The 13,433-nt window shown below is 69.9% G+C and carries 11 protein-coding genes and 1 tRNA gene; 6 read left to right on the plus strand and 6 right to left on the minus strand.

Annotated features, from left to right (window positions below; genetic code table 11):
- Positions 1-22 precede the first annotated feature (22 nt).
- Complete coding sequence (locus E7742_RS12360) at positions 23-1,666, plus strand: acyl-CoA synthetase (RefSeq protein WP_137799212.1); 1,644 nt, start codon at positions 23-25, stop codon at positions 1,664-1,666.
- Positions 1,667-1,676: 10 nt separating this feature from the next.
- On the opposite strand, the gene E7742_RS12365 is transcribed toward E7742_RS12360, so the two are convergent.
- Together E7742_RS12365 and E7742_RS12370 are read right to left on the minus strand one after the other, a co-directional pair.
- Complete coding sequence (locus tag E7742_RS12365) at positions 1,677-2,258, minus strand: DUF488 domain-containing protein (RefSeq protein ID WP_137799213.1); 582 nt, start codon at positions 2,256-2,258, stop codon at positions 1,677-1,679.
- A gap of 104 nt (positions 2,259-2,362) precedes the next feature.
- Positions 2,363-2,439 (minus strand) — tRNA-Met (locus tag E7742_RS12370).
- A gap of 463 nt (positions 2,440-2,902) precedes the next feature.
- Here E7742_RS12370 and E7742_RS12375 point away from each other — a divergent pair.
- Positions 2,903-3,448 (plus strand): transglycosylase family protein, encoded by a 546-nt coding sequence (locus E7742_RS12375; protein ID WP_137799214.1) that lies wholly within the window; start codon positions 2,903-2,905, stop codon positions 3,446-3,448.
- Positions 3,449-3,542: 94 nt separating this feature from the next.
- Here E7742_RS12375 and E7742_RS12380 read toward each other — a convergent pair whose 3' ends face one another.
- A complete protein-coding gene (locus E7742_RS12380; protein ID WP_254699315.1) occupies positions 3,543-6,485 on the minus strand; it encodes a UPF0182 family protein in 2,943 nt (980 codons plus the stop codon).
- A 217-nt stretch (positions 6,486-6,702) separates the two neighbouring features.
- Between E7742_RS12380 and E7742_RS12385 the strand changes: the two genes are divergently transcribed.
- On the plus strand, positions 6,703-7,287 hold the full coding sequence (locus tag E7742_RS12385; RefSeq protein ID WP_137801183.1) for a PPA1309 family protein: 585 nt from the start codon (positions 6,703-6,705) through the stop codon (positions 7,285-7,287).
- 19 nt (positions 7,288-7,306) lie between these two features.
- Here E7742_RS12385 and E7742_RS12390 read toward each other — a convergent pair whose 3' ends face one another.
- On the minus strand, positions 7,307-8,368 hold the full coding sequence (locus tag E7742_RS12390) for a YlbL family protein (RefSeq protein ID WP_217497509.1): 1,062 nt from the start codon (positions 8,366-8,368) through the stop codon (positions 7,307-7,309).
- Between the two features lie 136 nt (positions 8,369-8,504).
- On the opposite strand from E7742_RS12390, the gene E7742_RS12395 reads away from it, so the two are divergent.
- Positions 8,505-9,941 (plus strand): zinc-dependent metalloprotease, encoded by a 1,437-nt coding sequence (locus E7742_RS12395; RefSeq protein WP_137799216.1) that lies wholly within the window; start codon positions 8,505-8,507, stop codon positions 9,939-9,941.
- Here E7742_RS12395 and E7742_RS12400 read toward each other — a convergent pair.
- Entirely contained in the window at positions 9,938-10,549 is a 612-nt protein-coding gene (locus tag E7742_RS12400; protein ID WP_254698990.1) for a M48 metallopeptidase family protein, read from the minus strand. The genes E7742_RS12395 and E7742_RS12400 overlap by 4 nt on opposite strands.
- A 157-nt stretch (positions 10,550-10,706) precedes the next feature.
- Here E7742_RS12400 and E7742_RS12405 point away from each other — a divergent pair, with 157 nt between their 5' ends.
- Positions 10,707-11,609, plus strand: a complete 903-nt coding sequence (locus E7742_RS12405) for a hypothetical protein (protein WP_137799217.1) — start codon at positions 10,707-10,709, stop codon at positions 11,607-11,609.
- Positions 11,610-11,616: 7 nt separating this feature from the next.
- Positions 11,617-12,960, plus strand: a complete 1,344-nt coding sequence (locus E7742_RS12410) for an ABC1 kinase family protein (protein ID WP_137799218.1) — start codon at positions 11,617-11,619, stop codon at positions 12,958-12,960.
- A gap of 48 nt (positions 12,961-13,008) precedes the next feature.
- Here the strand turns inward: E7742_RS12410 and E7742_RS12415 are convergent, their stop codons facing one another.
- Positions 13,009-13,347: a WhiB family transcriptional regulator gene (locus E7742_RS12415; protein WP_137799219.1), complete on the minus strand. Its 339-nt coding sequence runs from the start codon at positions 13,345-13,347 to the stop codon at positions 13,009-13,011.
- Between the last annotated feature and the right edge of the window lie 86 nt (positions 13,348-13,433).

The raw sequence follows: 13,433 nt of genomic DNA on the forward strand, positions 1-13,433 counted from the left end.
GACATCACCGACAGGAGCCGTCATGCAGGAGGTTCTGACCAAGGTCACCGACACGCTGAGCGCCATCCGGGTGATGCAGCGATCGGGCCTCATCCCGTTCCCCCGGGTCGACGAGGGTATCGCGCTCCTGGTGGCCGTCGATCGCTACGGGCCGTTCGCGGGCGCCGTCCACGCTCATGCCCGGGCCGGGCACGGCCGGGTGGCGCTGATCGACGAGCGCGGCCCCCTCACCTACCGAGACCTCGAGGAACAGTCGAACGCCCTGGTGCGGGCCTGGCAGGACGACGGCATCGGGGTGGGCGCGTGCGTCGGGGCGATGTGTCGCAACCATCGCGGGCTGGTGCTGACGATGCTGGCCGCGGCCAAGGCCGGGGTGCGCCTGGTCCTCATGAACACCGGGTTCGCGCGCCGCCAGCTCGCCGACGTCGCCCAACGCGAGGGTGTGGGGCACTTCGTGTACGACAGCGAGTTCAGTGACGTCGCCGACGCGCTGCCGTCGGACGTCACACCGATTCTGTCGTGGGTGGACGACGCAGTCCCCACCCCACCGGCGGAGACGCCACCCCGCACGCTCGACGACCTCATCGCCGGGCACTCGACGGACTCGGTCCCCGCCCCGAAGCAGCACGGCGTCTTCATCCTGCTGACCAGCGGCACCACCGGCGTACCCAAGGGCGCGCCCCGCGGCCGGACCTCGCCGTTCGTCACCGCACAGTTCCTCGACCGGATCCCGCTACGCACGCACCAGACGATGCTGATGGCGGCGCCGGCGTTCCACGGCACCGGGATCTCGCAACTGGGGCTGGGCATGGCGCTCGAGAACACGGTCGTGATGCAGCGCCGGTTCGACCCCGAGACGACCGTCCGGCTGATCGCCGAGCACCACGCCGACACGCTGGTCCTCGTACCCACCATGCTGCAGCGGATCATCGACCTGGGGCCGGAGGTGCTCGCGCAGTACGACACGTCGTCGCTGAAGGTCATCTTCGCCGCCGGTTCGGCGATCGCGCCCGAGCTGTGCGTGCGCACCCAGAAGGCATTCGGGAAGGTGCTGCACAACTTCTACGGCTCCACCGAGGTCGCGGCCGTCAGCGTCGCCACCCCGGACGATCTGGAACGGGCGCCCGGGACCGCCGGCCGGGCGCCCGCGACCTGCCACATCGCGCTGATCGACGACGCCGGCAAGCGCATCACCGAACCCGACGTCGTCGGCCGCATCTTCGCCAAGAGCGGGTTGAGCTTCGAGGGCTACACCGACGGCCGCGACAAGGAACGCCTCGGCGGCATGCTCTCCACCGGCGACGTCGGGCACTTCGATCGCGACGGCCTGTTGTTCGTCGACGGCCGCGACGACGACATGATCGTCTCGGGCGGGGAGAACGTGTATCCGCTCGAGGTGGAGAACCTCATCGCCGAGCGCCCCGACGTCCTCGAGGTGGCGGTGATCGGGGTCGAGGACGACGAGTTCGGGCACCGGTTGCGCGCCTTCGTCGTGCCGTCGGCGGCGTCGGCACGCGATGCCGCCGAGATCCGGGCGCACGTGAAGACGAATCTGGCGCGATACAAAGTGCCGCGCGACGTCGTGTTCATCGAGGAACTGCCCCGCAATGCGACCGGCAAGCTGCTGCGCCGAGTGCTGGTCGAGATGGAGGTCGAGGCGGACTGAGCGCGGCCGGTCAGTCGCCCTCCGGTGATCCGTTCACCGGCGCGTCGGGCGGATACGTCACCACCCCGCCCGGGCCCACCGACGGCGTCGCACCCCACTGCCCCAGCCGGTGCGGCCGCGGCGCGGCGTTGTTCACGAGGTGCACGACGGTCCAGCCGCGAGCGGTCAGCGTGTTCGCGATCAACAACCGGTGGCAGCGCCACGGCATCGGCTCGCCGCACATGATCGCGACGTGCCGATCGGTGGCCAGCGCGGTGAGTCGGTCGAGGCCCGCCCCGAAACCCGCGGTGAGCGTGTAGTCGGCGTAGTTCTTGAAGCTCGTGTTCTGCCACCCGGCGTTGAGCATCGGGTCGACGTCGCGCTGCTTGGGCCGCCGCCCGGCGAGCTCGGTGAGGTGCAGGTACCCGATGTCCGCGTCGCCCAGCCACGCGGTCATCTCGTCGGCGTCGAACTGCGGACTGCGGCGCGATCCCGGCATCTTCCGGACGTCGACGATCAGGTCGATGTCGGCCTGCGCGAGCGTGTCGAGCACGACGGCACGCGGGCACGTCCAGTGACCGATCGTCCACACTTCACCCGGGTCGGCGCTCATGGCCCCATGCTCGCAGCAAAGGGCCGGTCGCACCGGGCGAGCCGAGGGCACGCCCGGACACAGCGAAGAACCCCCGCCCTGATCCAGGACGGGGGTTCTTTCTTTGGTAGCGGGGACAGGATTTGAACCTGCGACCTCTGGGTTATGAGCCCAGCGAGCTACCGAGCTGCTCCACCCCGCGATGCATGAACGAAGTTACACGAGCCGGTGAGCGGAACACAAATCGCCTGCGCGACCGCGGTCCGGACGGCACCCGATGCCGCTCCGACAACTTTTTCGTCACCGGTCAGTGGCCCACCTCACGGAATTCCGATGATCCATCTCACATAACGAGCATGTAACGCGGGAGACTCGAACAGGCAACACGCCGCGCTGAACAGCGCCTTCATGCCGGCGTACCCGACGTAGACGGGTCGACCGGTCCGTTTCGGCGACGTGACTCCCGCGCCGCGGCTGTCGTACGTTCGTTATCGGTTCGTGATGAACGACCACGACGACCGACCGACCCGGCGCTGCCAGCACTGCCCCCGCGGGATCGGCACGACAAACCGTTCGAGGGGCAGGGACGCGAAGATCGCACGCCCGGGCCGACCACCATGTCGCCCGCAGGCCGCTCGCGTCGGCGCAGGAGAGGATCCACCCACATGACCATCAGCTTCAGCAAGCGCGCCCTCGGCCTGGCCGCCGTCACCGGCGCCCTGGTCGCCGTCCCATTCGGCCTCGCCACCGGCACCGCCTCCGCCGCCACCCACAACTGGGACGGCGTCGCCCAGTGTGAGAGCGGCGGCAACTGGGGCATCAACACCGGCAACGGCTACTACGGCGGCCTGCAGTTCTCGCAGAGCACCTGGACCGCCAACGGCGGCACCGGCTCGCCGGCGAACGCCTCCAAGGAGGAGCAGATCCGCGTCGCCGAGAACACCCTCGCCTCGCAGGGTCCCGGCGCGTGGCCGGTGTGCGGTCAGTACCTGACCGAGGCCGCGCCGGCTCCGGCCGCTCCGGTCGCACCGGCAGCCCCCGCCGCGCCGCAGGCGGCCCCGATGCCGGGCGCGCCCACCGAGAACATCGACCGGGCCGTGCAGGCCGCGGGCGACATCGCCGCGCAGTACGGCTACGGCGACCAGTTCCAGCAGCTCCTCGGCACCCACGGCAACGTGCTCGCCGACATCAAGGCGTCGTTCGTCCAGTAGCGGCTCACCCGGTAGCCGTCCGCGGCAACCAACGAAGGGACCCTCCGAGCATCGGTGCACGGAGGGTCCCTTTCGTCACTGGCGACGGCGCCGGCTAGCCGCCGGCGTTCTGGTACGCCTGGACTGCCTTCTGCAACTGGTCCAGCGCGTCACCGTAGGCCTTGAAGTCACCGCGCGACTGCGCCGCCTGCAGACTGGCCAGCGCCGAGTCGAGCTGGGCCACCGCGGCGGCCTTGTCCGGCGTCTGCCCACCGACCGGAGGCGTGGGCGCCGGGGTCGTCGTCGGTGACGTCGGCGTCGTCGCCTGCCCGGTGTTCTGCTCCGACGGCGTCGGCGTGGCGCCGCTCGGCGCGGTTGCCGCGTTGCCGGTACCCGAGCCGAAGACCTGGTCGAGGGCCTCCGCCAGTGTCGGCGCGTAGCCGACGCGGATGCCCGTGGTGTCGGTGAAGCTCACCACCACCCGTGCGAGCTGCGGGAACGCGTTGGCCGAGTTCCGCTGGGTGTAGATCGGTTCGACGTAGAGGATCCCGCCGTCCGCGATCGGCAACGTGAGCAGATTGCCGAGGATGACCTTGTTGGACTGCCGCAACAGCGCCAACTCGCTGGCCACTCGCGGATCCGACGTCATGGCCGACTGCGCCTGCTGCGGGCCCTGCGTCTGGGTGTTGGTCGGCAACTGGAGCACCCGGAACTTGCCGTAGTTCTCCGGATCCGACTGCACCGAGATGTATGCCGACAGCAGTTCCCGCTCGTAGCCCACCATCGGGCTGGTCAGCACGAACTGCGGCTTGGCGGTCTCGGGGCTACCGGACAGCACGTAGTACGGCGGCTGGTTCTTGTCGGTCTCGACCGTCGGGTCGCTCGGCACCGACCAGAAGGCGTTGTTGCTGAAGAACTCGCCCGGATCGTCCACGTGGTACTTCGCGAGCATCTCGCGCTGCACCTTGAACAGATCCTCCGGGTACCGGAAGTGCGCGTTGAGATCGGCGGACACGTCCGACTTCGGCTTGACCGTGTCGGGGAACACGCCCATCCAGGCCTTGAGGACCGGGTCCTGCTCGTCCACCTGGTACAGCGTGACGGTGCCGTCGTACGCGTCGACGGTCGCCTTCACCGAGTTCCGGATGTACGAGACTTCCTTCTTCGGCAGCATCCGGCCCGTCGCCTGGTTGGTGCTGTCCTGCACCAGGCCCTCGAGCGACGAGCGCTGGGCGTACGGGTAGTTGTCGAGCGTGGTGTACGCGTCGACGATCCACTGCAGTCGCCCGTCCACCACCGCGGGGTACACGGTGCCGTCGGTGGTCAGCCACGGCGCCACCTTGTTGACCCGCTCCGCCGGATCACGGTTGTAGATGATCTTGGAATCGGACCCGATCGCGCCGGAGAAGAGGATGTTGCGCTCGGTGTACTTGCCCGCGAACGCGAGCCGGTTGAACCAGTTGCCGATACCCACGCCGCCGGAACCGGTGTACGTGTACTTCTGCGAGTCGGTGTCGTACTCGCGCGGAGCGGCCCCCGCCTCGCCGCCGACGATCGCGTAGTCGGCGTCCGACGACGCGATGACCGGACCGAAGTAGATCCGGGGGTTCTCGACCTCGAGAGCCTGGTCCGTCGGCTTCGTCTCCAGGTCACTGACGCTGTAGATCGGGTAGCCACCGGTGTTGTTCTGCGTGTCGCCGCTGACCGCGGTGACCTGGTTGGCGTACGCCGCCACGAACCCGTTGCCGTGGGTGTACACGGTGTGCTTGTTGATCCAGTCGGTCTGGTTGCCCTGCAGACTCGACGGGGAGAGCTCACGTGCCGCCACGACGAAGTCCCGCAGGTCACCGTCCATCTGGTAGCGATCGATGTTGAGGGACTTGGGGAAGGCGTAAAAGTTCTTCAGCTGCTGCTGCGCCGTGAACGTCGGCGACAGCACGTTGGGGTCGAGCAGGCGGGTGTTCGCGATGGTCGTCACGTCCGCCGGCACCTCCCGCGGCGGCTTGCCGGTCCGGCCCGAGTAGTCCTCGTACGTCACCGACTCGTCCGTGATCCCGTACGCCTGTCTGGTGGCCGCGATGTTCCGCTCGATGTACGACCGTTCCTTGTCGGCCGCGTTCGGCTTGACCGAGAACTGCTCGACGACCAGCGGGTAGACGGCGCCGACGAGGATCGACGACAGCACCAGCAGCACCACTGCCATCGCGGGGATCCGCAGGTCGCGCAGGAAGATCGCCGCGAAGAACGCGATCGCGCAGATGATGGCGATCGCCATGAGGATCAGCTTGGCGGGCAGCACCGCGTTGATGTCGGTGTAACCGGCACCGGTGAACGTGGGCTCCTTGCGCGAGCTGAACAGCAGCGTGTACCGGTCGAACCAGTACGAGACGGCCTTGAGCAGGACGAAGGTTCCGGCCAGCACCGCAAGCTGCACCCGGGCCGAGCGCGTGAGCGCACCCTGGCGACCGCTGAGCCGCACGCCACCGAAGATGTAGTGGGTGATGAGGCTGGCGAAGAACGCGATCACGACCGCGACGAACAGCCAGTTCAGCACGAACTGGAAGAACGGCAGGACGAAGGCGTAGAAACCGATGTCCTTGCCGAACTGGGGATCGGTGACGCCGAACGAGTCGCGGTTGAAGAACAACTGCACCGTCGCCCAGCTCGCCTGTCCCACGAGGCCGGCGAACAGGCCGATCACCACCGGGATACCGATGCCGAACAGCTTCTGCCGCGCCATCACCGCCGTGCGGTAGCGCGCCACCGGATCGTTGGTGCCGGGCGAGGGCAGGAACATCGGCCGGGAGCGGTAGGCCAGCAGCAAGCCCAGCCACACGATCGCGCCGACGACGAGTCCGACGATCAGGAACAGCGCGATCCGCGTGACCAACACCTTGGTGAAGACGCCTCGGAAGTCGACCTCACCGAACCACAACCAGTCCGTGTAGACGTCGATGAAGCGGGGGCCGATCAGCAGCAGCGCGGCGGCGACCAACGCCAAGACCAGCAGCACGCGCGTGCGTTTCGACAACGAAGGTAAACCGGCGGGGGGCCGCATGCCCACTTGCCACTCCCAACAATCCGGCGACGCCTTCGCGCCGCAGCCAATGCACCGTCCAGCGTCACCTGAGAGTGACCGTTTCGTCCCACTCTACGTAACGAGGGAACCACCGCGACCGACGAGCACGGACCCGTCCCCCTGGTGCAAGGATAAGGACGTGATCGACAAAGATGGCGAGTTCTACGGTGACGACCTCCTCGGCGGCAACGGCGACGTGAGCCTTTCCGACGAATCCCTGCGCAGATGCGTCCACGAAGTGATCGACTTCGTCGACGCGGGCGGCTGGGGACAACCGCCCACGATGTTCGCGATCGTGCCCACCGCCCTGGTCGCGGCGGCCGAGCCGTCACTGCTCGACCAACTCGACCAGGGGGCGGAACTCACCCCTGTCGAGCAGGGAGAACTGCCGGACGACGTCGAAGGTGGCTCCCCCGCCCTCGACGAGTTCCTGGCCACCACCAGTTGGCCCGCCGAGGTCGTCGGCTGCGCGCTGGTGCAGGAGATCGTGGTGCTGCCGCCCGAGGCGGAGTCCGACCTGGACGACGCGTCGGCCCCGACGCTGGCCGACCGTCACTCCGCCGACGAGGCCGCGCGCGTCGCGGCGCAGTCGCACCCCGACCGGCGCGAGGCCCGGCTGATCGCGGCCGTGTTGCGCGACGGACCGTCCATCGCGCTGCTGCAGCTGCGCCCCACCGACGACGACGACCCGTTCGCCGGCATGGAACTGCGGACCTACGACAACCTCGCGCCCGGTGTCGTCGCGGCGCTGTACGCGACCCTCGAGGCGGACGAGGACTGACCGCGCCCGACGCGCCGGCCTAGCAGCTGGGTGCGGGCTGTCCGGCGTCGATCGCCTCGAGCGCGTCGACGGCGCCGCCCAGCGTCTCCACCTTCACCAGTTGCAGGCCGTCGGGACGGTTCGCCAGCGCCTCGTCGCAGTTCTTCGCCGGGACCAGGAACGTCGTGGCCCCGGCCTCCTGCGCTGCGATCATCTTGTACGGGATGCCGCCGATCGGCCCCACGTCACCGTCGGGGTCGATCGTGCCGGTGCCGGCGACGAACCGGCCGCCGTTGAGCTCGCCCGGGCTCAGCTTGTCGACGACCGCGAGGCTGAACATCAGGCCGGCCGACGGGCCGCCGATGTCGGCGAGATTGAAGTCGATGGTGAACGGCACGTCGGGGACCTGCTTGGCGTTGACGCCGAGGTACCCCTTGCCGGCGTCCTGCTCGCCGTCGGCGGCCGGACGGGCGCCGACGGTGATCGGCGCCGTCGCTTCCACCCCGTCCCGCCGATAGGTCACCTGCACGATCGTCCCCGGGGCGGTGGCGCCGATGAGTTCCTGCAGGCTGACCAGAGTGTCGACCGGCTTCCCGTCCACCCGCAGCAGCACGTCCCCCGGCTTCAGCACCGATGCCGCGGGGCCGTCGTCGCCGACCGTGGTCAGTTCGAGGGCGACCGGCAGCCCGAGGTACCGCAACGCGGCCAGTTCGGCGCTGTTCTCCGACTTCGTGAACTGCGCGGTGTTCTCGTCCTGGATCTCGTTCTTGGACCGGTCCGGCGGGTACACCTCCTCGCGGGGGACGAGCCCCTGCCGACCGCTCGCCCACAGCCCGAGCGCGTCGAACAGCGTCAGCTTGTCGCGGACCGCGACCGTCGTCATGTTGAGGTTGCCGCTCGTCGCATCGACGGCCGTGCCCTCGATGTCGACCACGGGCCGGCGCTGGATCTGCCCGTCCACGTCGACGTCGGCCTCACCGAGCGTGTCGACCGTGGGGCCGGGGCCGAGCGCGACGAACGGCACCTGCACCGTCGTCCCCAACACACCCAGGGCCGCGACCGGGGCCAACGCTGCCAGGAGGGTCACCATCCGTCGATTCACGTGGCCAGGATAGAGGCCACCGTCGGGCCCGCGCCCCGGCGCACCTCACCGGACCGGGGCTCGTGGCGGCCGATGTTCGCCGTGAGCGTGATCTCCGCACGGGCCACGGCGCGCCGCGCCTTGTACCGTTGAAACCATGAGCGATCTGCCCTTCGGCTTCTCCAACTCCGACGACGACCCGGACCGTAAGAAGGACTCGGGCGGGGAACAGGGCGGGTCGTCCGGTCAGCCGTTCGGCTTCGATCCGAGCGCGTTCGGCCTCGGCGGCGCGGGTGGACCCGCCGGTGGGTTCGATCCCGCGGCGCTCGGCCAGATGCTCACCCAGTTCGGGCAGATGCTCAGCGGCATGGGCAGCGCGATGGGTCAGGGCGGCCAGGGCGGCCCCGTCAACTACGACGTCGCGAAGAACCTCGCGCGTCAGCAGATCGGATCGGTGACCCCCATCACGGAGGGCACCACGTCCGCGGTGACCGACGCCGCCCGCCTGGCCGAGCTGTGGCTCGACGGCGCGACCACGCTGCCGGCCGGCGCGACGCGCACCGTGGCGTGGACGGCCGAGGACTGGCTCGACGGCACGCTCGACACGTGGAAGCGGCTGTGTGATCCCGTAGCCCAGCAGGTGTCCGGCATGTGGATCGAGGGTCTGCCCGAGGAGGCGCGGAACATGATCGGCCCCATGGCCGGCATGCTGACGCAGATGGGCGGGCTCACCTTCGGCTCCCAGCTGGGCCAGGCGCTCGGCCAGCTGTCGAAGGAGGTCCTCACCTCCACCGACATCGGGCTGCCGCTGGGACCGGCGGGGACCGCCGCGCTGCTGCCGACTGCCATCGAGGCGTTCAGCGAGGGCCTCGAGCAGCCGCACCGCGAGGTGCTCGTGTTCATCGCGGCCCGCGAGGCCGCCTACCAGCGCCTCTACAGCCACGTACCGTGGCTGCGGCAGCGTCTGCTCTCCACCGTCGAGGACTACGCACGCGGCATCAAGATGGACTTCTCGGCGATCGAGGAGGCCGCGCAGGGCCTGGACCCGTCGGCGCTCACCGACCCCTCGCAGATCGAGAAGATCCTGCAGCAGGGCGCGTTCGAGCCGCAGACCACGCCCGAGCAGAAGCAGGCGCTCGAGCGCCTCGAGACGATGCTGGCGCTCGTCGAGGGCTGGGTGGAGACGGTCGTGTCCGAGGCGCTCGGCGACCGCCTCCCGGGCGCCGCGGCGCTCACCGAGACGCTGCGCCGTCGCCGCGCGACCGGCGGGCCCGCCGAGCAGACGTTCGCGACCCTGGTCGGGTTGGAGCTGCGTCCACGCAAGGTGCGCGAGGCCGCGCACCTGTGGCGTCGCCTCACCACGGACACCGGCGTCGACGCCCGGGACGGCGTCTGGGCGCACCCGGACCTGCTGCCGGACTCCTCCGACCTGGACAACCCGGCCGCGTTCGTCGACCGGATCCTCGGGGGCGACTCCGGCACCTTCCACGACCCGATCGCGCAGCTCGAGCAGACCGAGGCACGCGAACGCGAGGAGAAGAACCGCGGGAGCGGCGAGACCGGCGAAGGCTCCCCCGACCGGTCCGACGACTAACCGACCGAATCGTCGATGTCGTCGTCGGCGCCGTCCGTACCGTCGGCGCCGTCGACGCCTACGAGATCCGGCTGCCGCGTGACCACCGAGTACGCCTCGAGGTAGCCGATCGCGCGTTCGGTCCGCGGATAGCGGCGCACCTCCTCCCAGAAGCAGTCGTTGTGCCCGCCCGCGACGTACAGGTGCACCAGCTCGTGGACCAGCACGTAGTCGAGCACGTACGACGGCACCGTCCGCAGCAGTTCGCTGACGCGGATGGTGCCGTCCGTCGGTGTGCACGACGCCCACCGCGTCCGCATCGACGGCACCCACCGGATCGAGACGGGCTCCGCGGCACCGCGCAGCCAGCGCGCCGACAGCCGCGCCGCGCGTTCGGTGAGTTCGATGTCGCTGCGCTCGGCGCGGGCCGCGGCGCGGCGGTCCGCGCGGTCGAGCTTGCCGATCATCTCGGCCACCAGTTCGGCCTCCGCGGCCTTCGACATCCCGGTCGGCATCAGCACGATCACCTTGTCGCCCTCGCGGCGCGCGCTGACGGTGCGCCGCCGCCGCGCGCTACGGCGAATCTCCACCTCGGGCGTCCGGTGGTCGGAGGTTCCGCTGCCAGTCACGGGCCACCACGCTAGCGACCCGTCCCGACAACCCCCACCGCGGATTTGCCGGCGACTTGCCATCACCACCGAAAGCGCAGGTCGGCGCGCTGCCGTCCTGTGGACAACCGCGTCGAACCGGCTCGCCGACTCACCGGGGTCTGCCAGGGTCGACGGCATGACCCCGGCTTCCCCGGCTTCCGCCCGCACCGTGCAGCGTCCCGCGCTCGATCCTCGGCGGCCCATCCTGACCCGCCCCAGCGGCCGCGTCCAGATCGGCTGGGACCCCGACACCGCGCTGCTACTCACCCCGCCCGACGGCGTGGAGGCGGCCGCGCTCGTGTCGGTGCTCGGACTCCTCGACGGCCGCACGTCGCGGCCCACCGTGGTGTGGCGCGCCGTCGACTACGGGATCACGCCCACCGACATGTCGGCGCTGCTCAGCGAGCTCGACGAGGCCGGACTTCTCAGCCCGGCCTCTGCTGCGCCCGACCCGGCACCGGCCGTCCGGGTGCACGGTCGCGGCCCGCTGGCCGACGCGATCGCGGCCGGGCTCACCGGAGCCCCGATCCGCCTGACCCGGTCCACCCACTTCACGAGCGACACCGACGTGCGCCGGTGGAACTGCATGTGCGTCGTGCTCACCGACGACCTGGTCCCCGATCCCCGCCTGATCGACGCGCTGTTCACCGCGGGCATCGCCCACCTGCCGGTGCGGCTGCGCGACGGGAAGGGCATCGTCGGGCCGCTCGTACTTCCCGGACGCACCAGTTGCCTGCGGTGTGCCGACCTGACGCGATGTGCCGCGGACGAGGAGTGGCCGCACGTCGCCGCGCAGCTGCTGGGGCGGGTGGGGCACGCGGGTCCGTCCACCGTCATGGCGACCGCCGCGGTCGCGCTCGGCCAGCTCGAGAAGGTGCTCTCCGGGGTGGCCCGTCCGGTGCCGGCGAGCCTGGACGCGACCCTCGAACTCGACCTGGACCGGCACCGTCTTGCACTCCGACCGTGGCCGCGCAACCCTCGGTGTGGATGCTCACGATCGCCGATTTTCTTGGACGAACCCCAGAATCTTCCGCCATGATGGTCTGGTGTCCGACATCCCCCGCAGAAGCAGCGCCCGCACCGCCAAGCTCGCGAGCATTCCGCTGGGCATCGCCGGGCGCGCCGCGATGGGTTTCGGTAAGAAGCTGGCCGGCGGGGACCGTGACGCGATCGACGCGGAGCTGACGTCGCGGGCGGCCGAACAGCTGTTCACCGTGCTCGGCGAGCTCAAGGGCGGCGCGATGAAGCTCGGCCAGGCCCTCAGCGTGATGGAGGCGGCGGTCCCCGAGGAGTTCAGCGAGCCCTACCGCGAGGCGCTCACCAAGCTCCAGGCCGAAGCGCCGCCGCTACCCGCCAAGCAGGTTCACCGGGTGCTCGACCAGCAGCTCGGCACCAAGTGGCGCGAGCGCTTCGCCCACTTCGACGACGTACCCACCGCCTCGGCCAGCATCGGGCAGGTGCACCGCGCGGTGTGGTCCGACGGCCGGGACGTGGCCGTCAAGGTGCAGTACCCCGGCGCCGACGAGGCCTTGCGTGCGGACCTGCGGACCCTGTCGCGGTTCGCGGGACTGTTCGCCTCGGTGATGCCCGGCACCGACATCAAACCGGTCCTCGACGAGCTCAGCGCGCGGACCGAGGAGGAACTCGACTACCGCATCGAGGCGAACAACCAGCGGGCGTTCGCGAAGGTCTTCGACGGCGACGACCGGTTCGTGGTTCCCCGCGTGGTCGCGAGCGCCCCCAAGGTGGTCGTCACCGAGTGGATGTCGGCGACCCCGTTGTCGGCGATCATCGCGGACGGCACCGTCGAGCAGCGCAACACCGCCGGCGCGTTGCTCGCGGAGTTCCACTTCGTCTCCCCCGCACGGGTGGGCCTGCTGCACTGCGACCCGCACCCGGGCAACTTCATGCTGCACGACGACGGCCGCCTCGGGGTCATCGACTTCGGTGCGACGGCGCCGATGCCGAACGGACTGCCGCCGGTACTGGGCAGGATGGTCCGCCTCAACCTCGAGGAGCGGTTCGACGAGCTGACGGAGTTGTTGCGGGACAACGGTTTCGTGCTGCCCGGCCGTACCGTCACCGACGAGGAGATCGCGGACTACCTACGCCCGTTCACCGACCCGATCCGCACCGAGTCGTTCCACTTCACGCGGGCGTGGCTGCAGAAGGCCGCCGGTACGGCGACCGACTTCACGAGCACCAACTTCCGCACCGCCCGGGCGCTCAACCTCCCGCCCGAGTACGTGATGATCTTCCGGGTGCTGCTGGGCTCGGTGGGCATCTGCGCACAGCTCGACGCCTACGCGCCGTACATGGGCATCCTCACGCGGTGGCTGCCCGGTTTCGCCGACGCGGACGCCGACCTGGAAACCCTCGACGGGGCGTGACCGACCACGGGCTCGTGGACTTCCGCACGGGAAGTCCACGAGCGCCGGTCATGCGCACACCAGCGTTTTCTCCGGCGGCACGGGGTTCTTCCGTGGTCGCCCACGCGGCCGCTTACGGGCGATGACGACCCCCTGTTCGATGATCTCGCCGCCCCAGACTCCCCACGGCTCCGCACGATCGAGCGCGGCGTCGAGGCACCGGCTGCGGATCGGGCAACCGCCGCACAGCGCCTTGGCTCGTTCGAGGTCGGCAGGAGTCTCGGCGAACCACAGGTCGGGGTTGTCTCCGGTCCGGCAGGGCAATTCCCGGCCTGCCGAGCGGACGACTCCCTGGCCGTTGGAAACGGTGCGGTTCGTGGTTCGTACTCGGCATGTCACGGTAGACACGTCTTCTCCTTGTCGTTTCGAGTGATGCACTCGCGGCTCGTGCCGGCTTTCGGGGTTCGGGACGAACCGCGGTCGAGGGCCTGGAG

The organism is Rhodococcus sp. SGAir0479 (assembly GCF_005484805.1).
Classification (GTDB): domain Bacteria; phylum Actinomycetota; class Actinomycetes; order Mycobacteriales; family Mycobacteriaceae; genus Prescottella.